Source organism: Enterococcus sp. DIV0213h, assembly GCF_051711285.1.
Taxonomy (GTDB): domain Bacteria; phylum Bacillota; class Bacilli; order Lactobacillales; family Enterococcaceae; genus Enterococcus_D; species Enterococcus_D casseliflavus.
Genome location: NZ_JBIOMH010000001.1, coordinates 712501 through 729538, shown reverse-complemented (window position 1 = coordinate 729538; position 17038 = coordinate 712501). Strand labels below are relative to the sequence as shown.

The following is a 17038-nucleotide window of genomic DNA, read 5'->3' as shown; positions in this document are numbered from 1 at the left end:
AAGCATCTACGCTAGATTATAGCATAAAGAAAAAAATCAAGCATTAGATTGAGGCAAAAAAGATCGACTTTTTTCGCATCGAATAAAATAAATCACGGCTTTTCCAGCGATAATGAAAACAAATCGTGAAATTTACATCAACAAGTGACTTTTTTTCTGATTTTTCCGATTTTTTTCAAGAAACCGCTTGATTTCTCCCTATTGAAACTGTACTCTAGTAAAAAGCTTGAACAGGAGTAATGTCAAATGAAAGTAGCGAAATTCGGAGGCAGTTCCCTTGCCTCAGCCGAACAAGTCGAAAAAGTTGTTGCGATAATTGAAAGTGATCCTAAAAGACGGTTTGTTGTTGTTTCAGCGCCTGGTAAGCGTTCCAGCGACGATCAGAAAGTCACCGATCTGTTACTAGCTGTCTGTACCCGTCTGTGTGCCCAAGAAGAAATCACTGATTTAATAGAAGAAATCTATGCCCGCTATACAGCGATCGCCGCCCCCTTTGGTATCGAACAAGTCCATTTAGATCGCATCTGGCAATCATTGGCGGCTTTTCAAACACTGCCTACCCAAGACAATCCGCATCTTTATGATACAGTCTTGGCAAGCGGCGAAGACAACAACGCCAAATTGATCGCAGGGATTTTACAAAGCCGTGGGTTAGCTGCTCGCTACATGAATCCGCAAGAACTTGGGCTGCTGGTGACGGATGAACCTCAAAACGCCCGTATCTTGAACAAGTCGTACGCCAAGATTGCACAATGGCGCGACAGTCCTGAAATCTTAGTGATTCCTGGCTTCTTTGGCTACACAGAAGCCGGCGAGATCTGTACCTTCTCTCGAGGAGGATCAGATATTTCTGGTGCCATCGTGGCGGCTGGTCTGCAAGTAGAATTGTACGAAAACTTTACCGATGTCGATGGGATTTTTTCTGCTCATCCAGGCTATGTTCATCATCCAGAGTCCATCAAAGAAGTGACCTACCGAGAAATGCGAGAGCTGTCTTATGCAGGCTTTACTGTGTTGCACGATGAGGCGTTGATGCCTTCATACCATGCGAAAATTCCCGTGGTGATCAAAAACACCAATAATCCAAGTCATCCTGGTACCTTGATCACCAACCAGAGAGACAATTTGGATCAGCCCGTGATCGGCGTTGCCAGTGACGAAGGCTTTTGTATGATCTATATCCGCAAATACTTGATGAACCGCGAAGTTGGGTTCACGTTACGGGTCTTAGAGATTTTCCGTGAATTTGATTTAAATTATGAACACATGCCTTCAGGAATCGATGATATCTCGATCATTATGCGCTCCAACCAGTTGAATCCAGTATTGGAAGAAGAACTGCTGCGCAAGATCGCCTACGAGATCGATCCCGATGAACTGCGAATGACCCACGATCTATCCATGGTCGTCGTCGTTGGTGAAGGAATGCGTCAACGAGTCGGGATCACTGCCGACAGTACCGCTGCCCTTGCGCGGAAAAATATCAACTTAGAGATGATCAACCAAGGGTCCTCTGAGGTCAGCATCATGTTCGGTATCCACAAAGAACAAGAAAAAGCCGCTGTAAGAACCCTTTACTACACTTTCTTTGATTAAACCAAACGTGCCAGTTGCACCACTCCTTTTGCTGATAAGCAATCGGAACGGGCAACTGGCACGTTTGATTTTTATTCTGACGATTCTTGGGCTTGTTTTTGTGCCAATTGGCGGTTGATTTCTGCCTTGATTCGCGGTTCAGGAGCAAACCGTTCTTCCCAATCGCTCGGCTTCATGACTTTGTGGGTCTCAGGATCATAATGAGGCTGCCCATCTGGAAAAAGTTTCCCCATGTTGGCGTCATGAACGATAGACAGAATCGGCGCTGGATCGACCCCTAACAGTGAAAAAGAGCCATAGGTAAAATACAGCAGATCACAAAGCGCATCGACTTGTTCTACTAGAGAATCACTGACAGGCTGTTGTTTGGCAGCCAGCTTGGCTTGGGCTTGATCGATCGCTTGATGCAAATGCTCCAGACCTGCTTGAAAGGTCTCTTCGTCATTGTTGCTGGCAGCATAAAGGAACTCAACTAATTCTTCAATTTTAAAACCAGCACGAAACTGGGCTTTTTCCGCTGAAAAAGCTTGTGGATATGGCGGTCGCGTTGGATCAAAGGTTTTATGAAACTCTTCCGTCATTTCAAATGGACTCATTTTGCTCGCTTCTTTCTGCTTTTTCTCATGGTTTTGTTTTATGGTTCTGCGCTGTCTTCTACGTTGCTTCATAGATTGGCTACTTGCTTATTTTTTTCATTCCCTGGCTTGGGCATCCTCGGCAATAATGCCAAAATGGATCAAGGCTTTCTTGATGCCGTCATGATCGTTAGTATCCGTCACAAAGTCAGCACTGGCTTTAGTGATGGGCTGGGCATTGCCCATCGCAACCCCGATCCCCACGCCTTCTAACATTTCCACATCATTAAAATGATCCCCAAATGCCATCGCTTCTTCCATCGCGATCCCTTCATAGGCCAAAAATTCTTTGATGCCTTTAATTTTCGAACCGTTTTTCGGCACGATGTCAACAGAATAGGCATTGGATCGCTTAAAATCACATTGCGGCAGCTTGGACCGTAATTTTTCGCGCTCTGATTCAGGGCTCAGCATAATGCACTGATAGATGGGCTCTCGTAAAATGTCCAACGATTCATAGCGCTTGGCGTTGCGATTGGGACTAAAGCGCTGCAAGACTTTCTTTAAAAAACCGACGGGAAATTTTTTCGGTACATAGCGCAAGTAGCGCTGCATAACGGGTGATTGGCTTAAACGGATCGTCAAGCTGCCAGCCACTTGGGTTTCTCCGCCAAACATGACTTGGCGGTAATTTTCATCTGCGTATTCTACGATCGCTTCCAGCGTTTGTTTTGGAAAAGGTTTAGCATAAATCAAGTTTTCCTTCGTGTAGACATATTGGCCGTTATAGGTGATAAACATGTCTAACGACAAGTAATCGATCACCTTCTCTAAATCAACCGGACCACGTCCGGTGGCAATGCCGCAGAGGACGCCATTGGCTTGGGCTTGTTTGATGGCTTCACGGGTACTGGCAAGCGCCTTGCCGTTGCTGGCAATCAGCGTGCCATCAATATCAAAAAAGATTGCTTTTATCATATGACTCCTCAAAATAATTTCAACTGATTAGGATTTAATGCTTCGTAATCGATTTGCAGCGCATCGATCAATGCGCGAGCATTGTCAGCGGCATCACGACCGGCATTATTATTGAAGACCACTGCGACTTCTTTGGCATTGGCTTCGATGGCTTGGACTGCGTGTTTTAACTCCGTTAGTTCGGCTTGGTCATAACGATACAAGGTCCGCAGATTTTTGGCATCTGGTCCCGTCGCTGTCCAGCCGCTGTCGTTGCGTCCGTGAAAACGGCACAGGACAAACTCTGGATTGGTCACGGTTGGATCAAGGGGAATGGTGGTCGATAGCTTTTTTGGCTGATCAACAACTACTAAGGAAAACTGCTTTCGCTTCATATAATCGATCATTCCCGGATACAGTTTCGGCTGATACCAGCTGCTGTCTCTCAGCTCGATCGCCACTGGATAGCCCGCAAACCATTCTCGCACTTGGTCTAAATAGGCAACATTTTCTTTCGTACATTTAAAGCTGTTGGGAAACTGCGCCAATAGGCAAAAGAGTTTGCCTGCTTCTACCATTGGCGCGATCGCTTCTTTATAAAGCTGCAGTGCTTCGGTCATGGTCAACTGATCTGGCAAATCCCCTTGGGTGGTCACACTTTGATGGACTTTCAACACAAAGCGGAAATTTTCGGGAATCTGGGTCAACCAGTTGCGCACGTCTTTTTCTTTTGGCAAAAAATGATAGGTGGTATCCAGCTCAACTAACGGAAAATAACGGGCATACTCAAATAATTTCGAGTTTTTTCTTTGCACGAGACTGCCATGTTCACTAAATGTGGTACAACCAATTCGAATCATTTTTTCCCATCGCTCCTTGTTTTCTTATTTTAATAGTATACAATAGTTTTGAGTTAAGAGTAAATAAATCATTGCAGGTGATGAAAAAATGAAACGAATTCTCGTGTTGCACACTGGCGGCACCATCGCCATGAAAGAAGACACCCTGACAGGCGGCGTCAGCCCTGATGTCAGCAATCCGCTGATGGATGCACCGATCCACATTGACGACGATGTTGAATTGATCGTCGAAGACATTTTTAATATTCCCAGTCCTCACATGACCCCAAAAGAAATGCTGCAGTTGAAAGAACGTATCCAGCTGGCGCATTTAAGCGGTGTCGATGGGGTCGTGATCACTCACGGAACCGATACGCTGGAAGAAACAGCCTTCTTTTTAGATACCACAATCGGCGGTCAGTTACCGATCGTGGTGACTGGCGCCATGCGCTCAAGTAATGAAATCGGCAGTGACGGGCTTTATAACTTTGAAAGTGCGATTCGGGTGGCGAAATCACCTGATGCCTTAGGAAAAGGCGTCTTAGTCGTGATGAACGATGAGATCCATTCCGCACGTTATGTTACGAAGACCCACACCACCAATATTGCGACGTTCCGCACCCCGACATTAGGTCCGATCGGCTTAGTCACAAAGCACCGTATCTTGTTCATGCAAGAGCTGTTAAATAACCGCCATTTGGATGTTGATCGTGTCGATGGTCTGTTTCCGATCGTCAAAGCCTATGCAGGGATGACTGGGGAATTGTTCGATGCTTTAGCCGACTCGCTGATCGATGGACTAGTGATCGAAGCTTTAGGCGCTGGCAATCTGCCGCCGCAAACCATAGAGCCTTTGAAAAAACTGATCGCTAGAAACATTCCAGTCGTCTTAGTTTCTCGCTGCTTCAACGGCGTTGCCGAGCCGGTCTATGACTACTTAGGCGGCGGGATCGAATTGCAGGCTCTTGGGGTGATTTTCTGCAATAGCATCAATAGCCAAAAAGCCCGCATCAAATTGCTAATAGCAAAAAACCGTGGGTTGACCATGGAGGAGCTGCCTGATTTCATGGAGAATTAACCAAACAAAAACCCTTTTGCCATTCCGCTAATGGAGGCAAAAGGGTTGTTTTATTTTTCTCGCCAAGTAAAGATGGCTTCGCAGTAAGTATCCTCACCGATCTTGATCTCGTGGATCGTTTGCAGCGGCACAGCCTCGCCGGCTTCATCGACTGTCTTCTCATTGATTTGAAAATGGCTTTCGATCAAATGGCCGTAAGCCACTTCCCGATCAAAACGGATCGTCACTTGTGTCACTTCATGTTTTGTTAAAAACTCATAGCCTAAGACGTCCATCAGCCAATTGAAATACATGGCATTGTTGACATGCTGATTGCTGTCAATATCGTAGAAACGCACCCGATACGGCAAAAATTGTCCTTGCGTGATAGGGGTGATCTTCGGGTAGCGTTTGATTCGCTTGATTTTTTCACTGCCAAAAGGCGCCACGATCTCATCTGGTACACTGCTGACTTTGCGCGTCTCAGGGTCCATCAACGCAAAAACCGCCTCGATTTTGACCAGTTCCGTTCCATCTTCTGCCAATAACCAAAAGTAACGGTAGCAGAAAAACTTATTGTATTCTCTCGCCTGGGTCGCCACTTGAATCTGCTCCCCTACGCGCGGCAAACGAGTCACCGTTATGTGATAGCTGGTAATGATCCAGGTCAAGCCATAACTAGCGATGACTTCTGGTCCGCGGTTTAACGCTGCACTTTGTTCTTCTGATGTCTTGATGGCGATGCCTAGCATGGCTGGAAACGTCATCGTTTGGTTGACATCACATTCATAATACGCCACTTCATGTGTGGTTTGATACTTTGCTGCCATAGTTCTAATTGCCTCCTAAAAACGACTCAATATTTCATCGACACTTGGTCCATAGCTTTCGCCAAACTGATTCAAATGGACCAATAAATAATACAATTGATACACTGGCAGTCGCTCTTGCCAATCCTCATCTAATGGATAGACTTCTTGATAGCCTTCCAAAAATTCCTGACGAAAACCACCGAAGAGCTGGGACATCGCAATATCCATTTCTCGATCCCCATAAGCGACTGCTGGATCAAGAAACACTGGTTCTCCTTGCTGATCGAACAGCACATTCCCCCGCCAAAAATCACCGTGTAATAAAGCAGGTGTGACGCTGCGATCACGCCAATTCTCATGCAAAAATTCTTTCAAACGCAGATAAGCAGCTTCCCGTTTGGCATGCCAGCGGTTACCCAGCTTCGCTAGTTCGACTTGCACATCCAAACGGCAGACTGTGTAAAAATCAAGCCAATCGGTGGTTTTCGGATTGACTTGCGGCAAAAAGCCGATGTAATTGTCTTCGTAAAACCCAAAAGACTCCTGCGTCTGCTGATGAAGCCGAGCCAAGCTTTGACCTAAGCGTCGCTGCTGTCCTTCCCCACCATCGATCCATTCCATCAATAAAAATGCCCTCTCTTCAGTCTGACCGAGACGTTCGATTTTTGGCACCCGCACGAAAGGGGCTAATTCAGCTAAGCCGTTGATCTCTGCTTGAAAGAACACCGATGAAACATGAGGATGAGTTTTTAAAAAATAGCGATTTTCTGCTGTAGTGAAACGATACGTTTGATTGACATCCCCACCACTGATGGGCGTCAGCGAGCCGGTTATCCCGATTGCTGCGAACAATGCTTCCTCCATACGGATCACCCTTTCTTTACTCAGTCAGTTGGGCATTCAAATACGCTTGCTCTTCTTTCGTCACCCCTAGTCCCTGCAGGAGATACTGATCAACCGAACCGAAGTGCTGATCGATCGCAGCCAAGCTTTCATCAAGAAAACTCTCTTTGGCACTCATCAAAACCGTGATCGCCGTTAACAGCTCTTGCGGCAAATGCTGGGTCATTGGGGCAAATTTTTCTTTTAGCATTGGCGCTAAATAGCGATTGGTTGCTAAATAATCTTCTTTGATCGTCGTTGGTGCCACCGCCAACACATGCAGCAATAAAAAGGCGCCAAAGCCTGTGCGATCTTTGCCAGCGGTACAGTGGAACAAGGTTGCACCTTCGCCTTCCGCATTAGCGATCACATGATCAAAGAACTGCCGATATTGTTGGCGGGCATAGTCGCTTTCAACAAAGTGACGGTAGACTTTTTTCATCTGCTCTTCGGCATCTTCCCCATCTTCCAAGCGTTGCTTCAAGCTTTCTGGCGACAAGGAAACCATCGTTTCGTCTTCTTTAAAAATAGGTAAAAAAAGCTGCTTTGCTGTGGCGATCGGTCGATCAGGCTGTGCATTGGCTTCAGCGATGGAGCGAAAATCAATGACCTGATTGACCCCATAGTTTGCCAGTACTGCTTGATCTGAAGCAGTCAATTCATTGATCGCCGCACTGCGGATCAATTTTTTTCGTTTGATCGTCGTGCCGTTTGTCGTTTGATAGCCGCCAAGTTCTCTGACGTTTGCTGCTCGTTCTAGTTGAATCAATTGTGTCATTGCTTATCCCTCCCGCGATGTTCTAGTTAAAAGTATAGCAGAAACTTCGCTATTAAGGGCACTGAAACCTAGATTTTTCTATGAGCTGAGCTTTAACGGACAAAAAAAAGAAAGACCACACGCAGTCTTTCTTTGCTTTCGCTTGTTACAAAATGTTTCTATTCGGCTTCGATCACGGCGGCAGAATCATCTAAGATCGAACGATCCAGTTCGTTGATACGACTGCTGGTCACCATTCCCGCAACCATACTGTCGCTGACATTAACGAGTGTCCGTGCCATATCGATCAATGGTTCAACAGAAATAACTAAGCCTACGATGGCGATCGGCAAGTTCATTGAGCCTAAGACGATCAATGAAGCAAAGGTTGCCCCACCGCCGACACCAGCAACGCCGAAAGAGCTGATCGTAACTACTGCAACTAGCAGCAGGATAAACTGCCAATCAAAGACATTGATCCCAACCGTTGGTGCAACGATCGTTGCCAACATTGCTGGATACACACCCGCACAGCCGTTTTGACCAATCGATAACCCAAAGCTGCCTGCAAAGTTAGCCGTGGCTTCATCAACACCTAACGCTTTGGTTTGGGTTTCGATGTTCAATGGCAAGGCTCCCGCACTTGAACGAGAAGTAAAGGCAAAGCTCAAGACTGGAAAGGCCTTTTTGAAATACGTTACTGGATTGACCCGTACAGCGATCAGCAATAATGAATGAACGAGTAAGACCGAAATCAAAGCCGCATAAGAGGCGATGATAAATTTTCCTAAGTTTAAGATGGCTTCAAAATCACTTGAAGCTAATACATTTGTCATCAATGCCAAAACGCCATAAGGTGTCAGGCGCAAAACTAACGTGACGATACGCATCACGATTTTATATAAGCTGTCCATCAAATTCGCAAAAGTTTCCGCTTCTTTCGGTGATTTACGTTTGACACCAAGAAAGGCGATCCCAACAAAGGCTGAGAAAATCACGACCCCGATCGTACTTGTCGAACGAGTACCCGCAAAGTCGGCGAAGACATTGCTTGGGATGAAGGAAACGATTTGTTGTGGGATCGATAGGTCTTGGACTTGTGTCGAACGTTCCGCTAATTCTGCGATCCGCGCTGTTTCCGTTGCCCCTTCGGTAAAGCTGGCACCGTCAAGACCAAAGACCATGACCATCACGATCCCGATCAAGGCAGCGATCGCCGTTGTCCCTAGCAAAGTCGCAAGAACCGTAAAACTGATCTTCTTGATTTTTTCGCTTTCTTTCATCTTAGTGAAAGCACCAACGATCGAAACGAAGATCAAGGGCATGATCAGCATTTGCAAGAGAGCTACATAGCCGCTACCGACCATCGTGATCCAGTCAAGAGCTTGCGTGACAACGTCAGAGCCTGTCCCAAAAATCAGCTGCAGCACGCCACCAAAAACGATCCCGACGAACAAAGCCGCAAAGACTCGCGTAGAAAACTTCACGTGACGTTTTTGCAATAAGTAGAACCCATAAATAAGGGCAGCAAAAAGTAGAACAACAATAATAGTTAACAGATTTGTCATTTGAATCCTCCTTTTGTTCAATAAACATGACAAAGTCTGTCAGAGGAAGTAAAGGTTCCCAGTGACCATTCTTCAACAGTTCACTCTAATGAGACGTGTGGCATCATTAGTGACTATTCCATTTTAAAGAAGTTTGCTTCATCTTACAATAAATAAGTTCCCACTTTTCTAGGATGGTACCGCTTTTTTGTCAGAAAATAAAAAAAGAACCGTTGCCGCAACCCCACACTGTTAGGATTTCTACTTTCCTAACAGTTGGATTGCGGCAACTGGTTCGTTATTTTTTCATTTCATCTTTTTGAAAAATTTCAGAGAATATCCAGGCAATCATTAGAAATTGCTGTCTTACGCTAAAGCACCCATTGGGTCCCAAGGTGCTAAGACTGTTGGTTCTGCTTCAAAGGCAGCCAATTGTTCTGCTGTCAGGAACTCTTTGCGAACCACGATTTGATAGGTGTATTCATCCATCCACGCATCGCTCATAACGAAGAAGCCATTCGTTCCGACTTTTTCACCCCAGCTGTTTTCGACTTTCCATTTGGTTGATTCGCCGTCGATCAAGTCAACGCCAGTCAAGACCATCGCGTGGGTCATTAAGCTTTCGCCAAAATCTAAGCGTTCTGCTTTGGTCATCGTAAAGTCGATGTCAAATAGGTCGTTGATATCATACGCATCTAATGCCATGATCCCAGTATCTCTGGTAGAAGATTGACCGACATCACAACCGAACCACACGGACTCCCCTTGTTCCAATTGAGCGATCGCTAATTTTTTGAAAGTCGGCATATCGACGTTCAAGTATTTGACTTCTTTGCCGCCAACCACGTTGCCTAGCATTTCTACGGTATACGATTGATTGTAAGGCTTGTCGGTAGTTGGTGCGTTGATGATGCTGACATAATCGTCAAGGTCCACCCCGACATATTTTTCATAAAAGCTTTGCGGTGTTAAGTTGCGATCAATGTGATAGTTTTTGTCTTCATCACGGTATTCAAAATCAAAGGTTTCTGGCGGTGTGCCTAAAGAAGTCGCTAAGAAACGATAAATGTCTTCCAACATCGCTTCTTTGGCTGTTTGGATGTCTTCAGCTGTTTTGCCTTCAGCCACTAGCTGACGCAAAGCAACCGCATCTTTACGCAGTTTTTTGTTCAAGTAATTGTTTAGGTCACGAGAATTGGAAGAGTTGCTGCTTTCTGGCATGACCGTTTTTGGTACGACACCATATTTTTGGAAAATCGAAACGATCATGTCCCATTGCCCACCATCTTGTTGTGGTGTTTGCAATAAGAAAGCAACTTTGCGACTTGTTAAAGGCTCGTTAGCAGTTGCTAAAATATTTTCATAGAAATAATTGGCTTTTTCGTATTTGTCCCAAAAGAAGGTATGGTTTTGCGACAATTCAAATTCTTTTAAATTGAAATCATTCAGCATCTTATGACGGAATGTATTCAATGCGGCAAACATCCAGCAGCGGCCTGATTGTTTTTGGTTTGAGACTTTCCCGGTTGTCACATCAACTGAAAAAACTGGCACATTGTTGACTTTTGCTGACACGTTTTCCGCAGAAGCGGTGATCCCATTTTTCACAACACTCCGTTGTAGTGCCGTTTGTTTATTGTTGTCTTGATACGCTTGCGCAAAGGCAGCGGTGGTCTTTTTTGAAATTTCTGACATATTTCTTCATCCTTTCACTTTCCGTTCCTTCCATTTTACGCCTCTGCCTCTCAAATAACAACCGCTCCTAGAAAAATGAAAGGATCATCTTTCTAAGAGCGGATGCTCGTATCAAGGATTTAAAGAGTTAGCATCAAAAGCAAAAAGCCAAGTAAAACAAAGGATAGTCCTCGTTCAAATCGTGCATAAAGGAAGCGGATCGGACGACTAGCTAGCAAGATCGTCAGTAAAACACTGGCTAACACCAACGTCACAAAGCCTAATACCGACAGGTTCAAGTCGGTGATCGCTAATGCCCGCAAGCCCTTGATGAAGATCCCCTGTAAAAGATAGACCAGCAAGGTGTTTTTGCCCCACTTCGTAAAAAAGAGGTGCTCTCTAGGCACGAGGCTCAGAAAGCCGATGATCCCCATCAGCCCGATCACGAAAAAGACCGCACGCAATGGACCGCCGAACAACGGATAGCTCAAGTAATCGTCATAAGGCTTGGAACCAAAAACCATGTACTTGTTCATCCCATGAAAAAACGCGATAAAGGTGTAGATGATCGGTAAGAAAAGCAAACTGATAGTCCGAATCTTCGGTTTCAATAAAAAGCGCATCTCATTTTTGGGAAAATAAAACCCGATGATGAAAAACGGCAAAAAGACAAAGGTCCGCTGCAAGGTCAACACTTGATTTAAAAATGGCACGTAGCCAGCGAAGATGCTCAAGCCGATACTCAGCAAGATCGCCTGCTTTTTGGACATTTTTTGAAAGACCAGCAAGGAGAGCTGCCAAAAGAACATGCTAAGCAAAAACCAAAGTGCCCATTGCGGATTCAACAGTTGGATTTTTAACGACTCCCGTAGACCGATCAACCAGTAATAGACGGTGTAAAACACTTGAAAAAAGACATAAGGCAGCAAGAACTTTTTCATCAGCTCACGAAGCTTATGTCCCTTCGTCAACGGTTTGGCAAAGTACCCAGCCAGAAAAACAAAAGCTGGCATGTGGAAAGTGAAGATAAAATAATATAGGTCATGATAAAACTTCTGATCGCCGATAAAAGGCTGTAGTAAGTGACTGAAGACGACCAAGATCATCAGTAGAAATTTTGCATTATCAAAGTAAGCCGTTCTTTGCGATTGGCTCATAAAAGTTCCTCCTCTAAGTTGTATCTGTCAAAGGATACCTGATCCATGAAACAGAACTGTAACAAGCTATTTACTTTTTCCTAACGATTCTTGTTCATTTGATTACCAGTTGCTATTTTGTATACTTTGTATTAATATATATAATACAAAGGAGCTGTCTTCGATGATATTTGATATTCAAACCCAAAGCAACCAACCGATCTACCAGCAGTTGCAGGAACAGATCATTGTCGGTATCGCAAAAGGCGATTTATCCGCTGGCGAATTGCTACCATCCGTCCGTCAATTAGCCGAAGAGATCGGCATCAATACCATGACGATCTCAAAAGCCTACAATTCCCTCAAAGAAGAAGGCTTGTTGGTCACGGATCGCCGTAAAGGAACCGCCGTTGCCGCGCCACCACCGTTTACTTCTGGACAAGAAGCGGAGTATCGCCAAAACTTGCAGCTGCAGCTAGCAACCGCTCTCTTACACGGCAAAAGCAAGCAAGCGCTTTTAACGGATGTTCAACAACTGCTGGACCAATTTCCTGAAAGGAATGAATGCAAATGACCTATCTTTTTTTCATTATTGCTCTTGTCCTCTGTGGGACGACCGCATTTGGTTTACGCTTGATCAGTAAACCCCACAAAAATGTTTTACTCGAAAATACCCTTGCCCCTGAGTATCTGGATGATCCTAGCGTCCACAGCTTGATCACAGAATTTCGCAAGCGTATCTTACAAATCGTTGGTACATTTAGTGTAGCAAGTCTCCTTTTTTTGTTCAATTTATCTGACTCCATCATCCTTACCCTGTTCTGGCTTTATATGGCCGCTTTGCTGGGGACAGCTTACCTGGTGCAAGTGCATTACATCGGGAAAATGCGGCAATTGATCCTTGCCAATGGATGGGAACTACCCATCGATCCGATTCGGATCGATACAAAACTCGTTCAAGCCAAAAATAAACGGATGCTGCCGTGGTATAGCCTCGTTCCTGCGGGGATTTTGTTGATGATCAGTTTGTACCAAGCATGGCAGTTGCCTGATCTTTCTACAGGATACTTGATGGGCGGCGTCTCCTTAGCAATTTTTGCGCTGTTCGTCTATCTCTGGGTGATCATCAGCCGCATACCCGTTCGCGGGATCAGCGGTGATTCAGCTATCGACCAGCACATCAATGATTTAACAAAGCGCTATTGGTCCTTATTGATCGCTGTCACTTGTACCATTACGCTGCTCTTGTTGACTGTCCCGCTGGCATCCATGTCCGCTACTGGAGCATTCAGTACTATCCTCTTAGTGCTCTTTGTTGTTTTGGTTGTTTTCTTGATCGTCTTTACCTTCTTCTTGTTGCTAGATCTACGTAAAAAACAAGATCAGCTCTTAGAACCAGCAGGACAACCGCGCTATTATGGTGAAGATGCTTACTGGCGATATGGTTTTTACATCAATCCTAATGATGCGCGACTGTTTGTTCCTGACCGTGTTGGGATGAATATCGGCATCAATCTAGGCAAACGTAGCGGACAAATCGTCTCAGGTATCACCGCTGTCTTCTTACTTGTATTAATGGTCGGTACCATCATTCCGATGTATCGCTTAGATTTCGCTCCTGATGCGATCACCGGTGAAGTGCAAGGACAAGAAGTCACCTTCGATGCACCAATGACTGGGAAAACAACGGTCTCTTTGGCAGATATAGAGACGGTGGAATTGATCGAAGCTTTGCCATCGCCTCGTGTTCGTACCATGGGTGTAGGAACCGCCAGTTACCAAATCGGTAAATTTACCGTTGCTGGTGATCCTGCCAGAATGTTCGTGGACATAAACTCGACACCTATTTTAAAAGTCACCACCAAAGATGGGCCAACCGTTTTTTACACAAATAAAAAAGCCGCCGAAACGACGGATTTATACGAGGAACTAGTACAGAAGATTTCCTCAGCGGAGTGAGTGTTCTGGAGAAAAAACTGGGGAACCCATTATCTCCAGGCTATCCACAACCAAAAAAACGACCTTCCGAAACGAAGGTCGTTTTTGATACTCCGGCAGTAGGACTCGAACCTACGACATCATGATTAACAGTCATGCGCTACTACCAACTGAGCTATGCCGGAAGAATCTATCTGTACTATACCAAATAGTCAGATAATTTAGCAAGAGCAAAAATCAATTTTTTGTTCCTTTTTTTCAAGAAAATCCCCTTTTAGAAACTTCCCTTCCCGCAAAGTGTTTTTCTCAAGAAATATCCGAAAATCTCATTGACAAAGCAGCGCCTTTACGGTATTCTATATCTTGTGTTAAATAACACGCCGCTTTAGCTCAGTTGGTAGAGCGCATCCATGGTAAGGATGAGGTCGACGGTTCAAGCCCGTCAAGTGGCTTTGGTAGGACAACGTTTGTCGGACGTTGTCTTTTTTGTGCATCTAATTCCCAAAGTATAGCGATAATTTCTGAACTTAATCATTCGTACGCCCCTAATTTCCTGCGATATACAAAAGAAATAAGATCGTAAAACCCAATAGTAGGACCGATACAACTGCTTTCATCATTTTCGCTGTATCTTTAAATTTAAACAAGAGCGTATATAGATTAATAAAGTAAATGATCGACAGGGCTGCTTCTTGCGAATATTCTTTTACTTGGATCAAGCCTAGCCATATAATCAGCAAAAGAATCGAAAAAACAACTAAATAGTTTTCTGCAACACGCTTCATTTCATTCTCCTTTTTTATTGTTTAAAATTGATATAACAAGATTTATTCCAACATCCTCTCAATGTCCCTCATTATTTAAACTAGAATCTGAAATACAAGGTTTAATTCCGCAAGTCAAACTTGAACAATTACCACGGGGTGAAGGTTCAATTCAATTTAACCAATTCATTTCAAATGCCTTCTTTCTATTTAATTATGAAAAGTATAATAGTAGGCAGAAAAATAATTACTATAAAAATAACAAACATGATCATTAAAATTTTAAAAATCTTTTTCATCATTTATTTCTCCTTTCCAACAATATTCGATTGTATTCTGCTGCATTCTGTAAAGTCGATAAATTATCCGCCCCTCTCTCAAATACTTTTCCTACAGCCTTTGCTTATTAAAAGTGTAACAAACTATCTCTTCCAATAGTCAATTTTCATTAATTTAAATAAATATCTTTTTATAAAACGAACAAAACGGATTTTTCAATTGGTGCTCACAGCTCTATTTTAGACACATCTTTTTTACCACAAAAAACTCGCTCTCCTAAAGCTAAGAGAGCGAGTTTTTCAACTACAGTGAATTTTTTAAAAGGATACGCTTTATGCTGGCTTAAAAAATAACATATTCTTTCCGTTTAATTTAAATTTTTACTTCACGACCAACACCGTACATTTCGAATGATTGACGACATAATCGGTGGTTGAGCCTACGACAGCTCGGGTCAATGTACCTTTACCAGTTGCACCGATAATGATCAAATCAATCGGGTACAATTCTGTTGCTGCATGAATGATAAAGCGTTTTGGATCGCCGACTTCAACGATTACCTCAACATCTTCTACCCCATGCTGATTGGCATCATAGATTTTTTTCAACATGTCCGTTTCCACACGCAATTTTTCTTGGTCAAAAATTTTTGCAAAAGCATAGGCACTTGTGGATAACTCAGCATTGTTGATAACAGAGAGGACATACAATTTGGCTTTGTTCATACGACAAATCGCGAGTGCTTCTTGGAACGCTTTTTCTGACTGATCCGACCCATCCAAGGCAACAAGTACATTTTGACAATTACGTAACATCCAAATCGCCTCCTTTTCTTTATTTTACCACAAAAAATGGAAGCGTTACAAAAAAGGACAAGGTCTACTCTTAAGAGACCTAAAACTTCCTTTAAGATTTGTGAAGTTCCTTACTTGTCTCCGTGATTATACAGTAAAATAAAGAGAAGAATGATTCGAGGTGAAAGAAATGCGCTCTTTTTTCCAGGCTGCGGTCACTGTGCTCTTGTACTTAGGGCTTTTCTTGCTGATAATCGGTATTATCGCCTTTTTCTTGCTAAAACTTTAAGCTTGGTTTGTTGAAAAGCAAGTTGCTGTCACATCCCTAAGAGGAGTGATACACTTGGTTTATCAACAATTATCGAAACGAAACAGCTTGCTGCTCACTCGTTTCAAAAAGGAGATCATGCAAAATGGACTTACATATTACCCCTACTGCCGCTGCTCGCTTTCCAGAAGGACACGACTTATATATTCTGACGAGTAATGACGGATCGAACCAATTTTCTTCAGCAGCTGGATGCTGTATGATCGGCGAACGTTTTTTGATCACACCGATCGACGAACCGTTAGACCCATACAATGAGTTAGTCTCAAGCAATCAGTTTACTTTCTTTACATCAACCTATGATCAAATGTTCTTGACTGGTCATCTGATTCTAGATGTTCACCCAACTTCAGGAACTTTGATTTTGAAAAACGAAAGCGGCTATTTGGATACCAATCTTTTATTGGAATCCTCTCCACAGTTGAAACAAACGAATGCGTAACTAAAGAGCTGACAAACGCCTTGTAAGGTGCTTGTCAGCTCTTTTTCTCTATAATGAATCTGGAATCAACGCTAAGAGTTCTTGTGTCTCAGCGGCTAAAGCGATCGCACCAGCATCAAGCAATTCTTCTTTTGACCCAAAACCATATAAAACGCCGATTGCCGGTAACTGGTTTTCTTTTGCCCCTAAAATATCATGCTCGCGGTCGCCGATCATGATGGTTTGCTGCGCTTTTTGCTCCTTTTCGATCTCAGTTAACGCGTAGCGGATAACGGCCGCTTTTTCCCCACGTTTATTCTCAAGATCCGCCCCATAGATTCCTTTGAAATAGCCATCATACTTGAGATGGGTCAGGATCTCTTTTGCAAAAACTTCTGGTTTCGACGTAGCGATATACAAATCGTGATCCTGCGCCAGCTCCTGCAATGTTTCTTCGATCAACGGATATGGTTGGACTTGAAACATGCCCGCTTGACGATAATTTTTCCGGTAGAAGGCAACGGCTTGCTGAGCAGCAGCTTCATCGAAGCCCAAGCCACGGAAGGATTCAATCAAAGGCGGCCCCACAAAGCTCCGCAGTACGTCTTGCGCTAATTGCTCTTTTCCCATTTTTTCCATCGCATATTGAATCGATCCATAGATTCCTTCACTCGAATCAATG

17 protein-coding genes and 2 tRNA genes (1 of these 19 cut by a window edge) are annotated in these 17038 nt (G+C 43.9%); 6 read left to right on the top strand and 13 right to left on the bottom strand.

Annotated elements, in window-relative coordinates; translation table 11 throughout:
• The first annotated feature begins 246 nt into the window (after nucleotides 1-246).
• Nucleotides 247-1596, top strand: coding sequence for an aspartate kinase (locus IGI77_RS03390; protein WP_005237529.1), 1350 nt, complete (start codon nucleotides 247-249; stop codon nucleotides 1594-1596).
• A 71-nt stretch (nucleotides 1597-1667) separates the two neighbouring features.
• Here IGI77_RS03390 and IGI77_RS03385 read toward each other — a convergent pair whose 3' ends face one another.
• From IGI77_RS03385 to IGI77_RS03375, 3 genes are all read right to left on the bottom strand, one after another.
• Entirely contained in the window at nucleotides 1668-2192 is a 525-nt protein-coding gene (locus IGI77_RS03385) for an HAD family hydrolase (RefSeq protein ID WP_438769480.1), read from the bottom strand.
• A 96-nt stretch (nucleotides 2193-2288) separates the two neighbouring features.
• Nucleotides 2289-3149 carry a Cof-type HAD-IIB family hydrolase gene (locus tag IGI77_RS03380; RefSeq protein ID WP_005225142.1) on the bottom strand — a complete coding sequence of 287 codons (861 nt, stop codon included), beginning with the start codon at nucleotides 3147-3149 and terminating at the stop codon, nucleotides 2289-2291.
• Between the two features lie 8 nt (nucleotides 3150-3157).
• Entirely contained in the window at nucleotides 3158-3988 is an 831-nt protein-coding gene (locus IGI77_RS03375; protein WP_010747451.1) for a DUF72 domain-containing protein, read from the bottom strand.
• Nucleotides 3989-4076: 88 nt separating this feature from the next.
• Between IGI77_RS03375 and IGI77_RS03370 the strand changes: the two genes are divergently transcribed.
• Nucleotides 4077-5045 carry an asparaginase gene (locus tag IGI77_RS03370; protein ID WP_074536347.1) on the top strand — a complete coding sequence of 323 codons (969 nt, stop codon included), beginning with the start codon at nucleotides 4077-4079 and terminating at the stop codon, nucleotides 5043-5045.
• A 50-nt stretch (nucleotides 5046-5095) separates the two neighbouring features.
• Here IGI77_RS03370 and IGI77_RS03365 read toward each other — a convergent pair whose 3' ends face one another.
• The 6 genes from IGI77_RS03365 to IGI77_RS03340 form a co-directional block, all read right to left on the bottom strand.
• Nucleotides 5096-5854 (bottom strand): acyl-ACP thioesterase domain-containing protein, encoded by a 759-nt coding sequence (locus tag IGI77_RS03365; RefSeq protein ID WP_015509041.1) that lies wholly within the window; start codon nucleotides 5852-5854, stop codon nucleotides 5096-5098.
• Between the two features lie 15 nt (nucleotides 5855-5869).
• On the bottom strand, nucleotides 5870-6700 hold the full coding sequence (locus IGI77_RS03360) for a fructosamine kinase family protein (protein WP_438769479.1): 831 nt from the start codon (nucleotides 6698-6700) through the stop codon (nucleotides 5870-5872).
• A gap of 16 nt (nucleotides 6701-6716) precedes the next feature.
• Nucleotides 6717-7496, bottom strand: coding sequence for a tyrosine-protein phosphatase (locus tag IGI77_RS03355; protein ID WP_010747448.1), 780 nt, complete (start codon nucleotides 7494-7496; stop codon nucleotides 6717-6719).
• Nucleotides 7497-7654: 158 nt separating this feature from the next.
• Nucleotides 7655-9043, bottom strand: coding sequence for an L-cystine transporter (locus IGI77_RS03350; protein ID WP_438769478.1), 1389 nt, complete (start codon nucleotides 9041-9043; stop codon nucleotides 7655-7657).
• A 345-nt stretch (nucleotides 9044-9388) separates the two neighbouring features.
• Entirely contained in the window at nucleotides 9389-10717 is a 1329-nt protein-coding gene (locus IGI77_RS03345; protein WP_201691367.1) for an aminopeptidase C, read from the bottom strand.
• 119 nt (nucleotides 10718-10836) lie between these two features.
• Nucleotides 10837-11853, bottom strand: coding sequence for an acyltransferase family protein (locus IGI77_RS03340; RefSeq protein ID WP_086339168.1), 1017 nt, complete (start codon nucleotides 11851-11853; stop codon nucleotides 10837-10839).
• 163 nt (nucleotides 11854-12016) lie between these two features.
• Here IGI77_RS03340 and IGI77_RS03335 point away from each other — a divergent pair, with 163 nt between their 5' ends.
• Both IGI77_RS03335 and IGI77_RS03330 read left to right on the top strand, forming a co-directional pair.
• Nucleotides 12017-12406 carry a GntR family transcriptional regulator gene (locus tag IGI77_RS03335; protein ID WP_413127089.1) on the top strand — a complete coding sequence of 130 codons (390 nt, stop codon included), beginning with the start codon at nucleotides 12017-12019 and terminating at the stop codon, nucleotides 12404-12406.
• Entirely contained in the window at nucleotides 12403-13791 is a 1389-nt protein-coding gene (locus IGI77_RS03330; protein ID WP_438769477.1) for a hypothetical protein, read from the top strand. The genes IGI77_RS03335 and IGI77_RS03330 overlap by 4 nt, the downstream gene beginning before the upstream one ends.
• Before the next feature lie 90 nt (nucleotides 13792-13881).
• Here IGI77_RS03330 and IGI77_RS03325 read toward each other — a convergent pair.
• Nucleotides 13882-13955: transfer RNA gene (locus tag IGI77_RS03325), tRNA-Asn, on the bottom strand.
• A 194-nt stretch (nucleotides 13956-14149) separates the two neighbouring features.
• Here IGI77_RS03325 and IGI77_RS03320 point away from each other — a divergent pair.
• Nucleotides 14150-14222: transfer RNA gene (locus IGI77_RS03320), tRNA-Thr, on the top strand.
• Between the two features lie 93 nt (nucleotides 14223-14315).
• Here the strand turns inward: IGI77_RS03320 and IGI77_RS03315 are convergent.
• On the bottom strand, nucleotides 14316-14555 hold the full coding sequence (locus IGI77_RS03315) for a hypothetical protein (protein WP_086339166.1): 240 nt from the start codon (nucleotides 14553-14555) through the stop codon (nucleotides 14316-14318).
• A gap of 638 nt (nucleotides 14556-15193) precedes the next feature.
• A complete protein-coding gene (locus IGI77_RS03310) occupies nucleotides 15194-15628 on the bottom strand; it encodes a universal stress protein (protein WP_005225130.1) in 435 nt (144 codons plus the stop codon).
• A 392-nt stretch (nucleotides 15629-16020) separates the two neighbouring features.
• Here IGI77_RS03310 and IGI77_RS03305 point away from each other — a divergent pair, with 392 nt between their 5' ends.
• Entirely contained in the window at nucleotides 16021-16377 is a 357-nt protein-coding gene (locus IGI77_RS03305) for an iron-sulfur cluster biosynthesis family protein (protein ID WP_015509034.1), read from the top strand.
• A 48-nt stretch (nucleotides 16378-16425) separates the two neighbouring features.
• On the opposite strand, the gene IGI77_RS03300 is transcribed toward IGI77_RS03305, so the two are convergent.
• Nucleotides 16426-17038 carry the 3' portion of an HAD hydrolase-like protein gene (locus IGI77_RS03300; RefSeq protein ID WP_347482944.1) on the bottom strand. It continues 38 nt past the right edge of the window, so 613 of the gene's 651 nt are visible here — the last part of the coding sequence; the start codon falls outside the window, past its right edge — the gene reads right to left on this strand; its stop codon occupies nucleotides 16426-16428.

Excerpts from the sequence above, each read along its gene's own strand:
- IGI77_RS03345 (WP_201691367.1), bottom strand. The coding sequence starts at position 10,717 with ATGTCAGAAATTTCAAAAAAGACCACCGCTGCCTTTGCGCAAGCGTAT.
- IGI77_RS03365 (WP_015509041.1), bottom strand. The coding sequence starts at position 5,854 with ATGGCAGCAAAGTATCAAACCACACATGAAGTGGCGTATTATGAATGT.
- IGI77_RS03375 (WP_010747451.1), bottom strand. The coding sequence starts at position 3,988 with ATGATTCGAATTGGTTGTACCACATTTAGTGAACATGGCAGTCTCGTG.
- IGI77_RS03340 (WP_086339168.1), bottom strand. The coding sequence starts at position 11,853 with ATGAGCCAATCGCAAAGAACGGCTTACTTTGATAATGCAAAATTTCTA.
- IGI77_RS03305 (WP_015509034.1), top strand. The coding sequence starts at position 16,021 with ATGGACTTACATATTACCCCTACTGCCGCTGCTCGCTTTCCAGAAGGA.
- IGI77_RS03360 (WP_438769479.1), bottom strand. The coding sequence starts at position 6,700 with ATGGAGGAAGCATTGTTCGCAGCAATCGGGATAACCGGCTCGCTGACG.
- IGI77_RS03330 (WP_438769477.1), top strand. The coding sequence starts at position 12,403 with ATGACCTATCTTTTTTTCATTATTGCTCTTGTCCTCTGTGGGACGACC.
- IGI77_RS03390 (WP_005237529.1), top strand. The coding sequence starts at position 247 with ATGAAAGTAGCGAAATTCGGAGGCAGTTCCCTTGCCTCAGCCGAACAA.
- IGI77_RS03370 (WP_074536347.1), top strand. The coding sequence starts at position 4,077 with ATGAAACGAATTCTCGTGTTGCACACTGGCGGCACCATCGCCATGAAA.
- IGI77_RS03380 (WP_005225142.1), bottom strand. The coding sequence starts at position 3,149 with ATGATAAAAGCAATCTTTTTTGATATTGATGGCACGCTGATTGCCAGC.
- IGI77_RS03385 (WP_438769480.1), bottom strand. The coding sequence starts at position 2,192 with ATGAGTCCATTTGAAATGACGGAAGAGTTTCATAAAACCTTTGATCCA.
- IGI77_RS03355 (WP_010747448.1), bottom strand. The coding sequence starts at position 7,496 with ATGACACAATTGATTCAACTAGAACGAGCAGCAAACGTCAGAGAACTT.
- IGI77_RS03315 (WP_086339166.1), bottom strand. The coding sequence starts at position 14,555 with ATGAAGCGTGTTGCAGAAAACTATTTAGTTGTTTTTTCGATTCTTTTG.
- IGI77_RS03350 (WP_438769478.1), bottom strand. The coding sequence starts at position 9,043 with ATGACAAATCTGTTAACTATTATTGTTGTTCTACTTTTTGCTGCCCTT.
- IGI77_RS03310 (WP_005225130.1), bottom strand. The coding sequence starts at position 15,628 with ATGTTACGTAATTGTCAAAATGTACTTGTTGCCTTGGATGGGTCGGAT.
- IGI77_RS03335 (WP_413127089.1), top strand. The coding sequence starts at position 12,017 with ATGATATTTGATATTCAAACCCAAAGCAACCAACCGATCTACCAGCAG.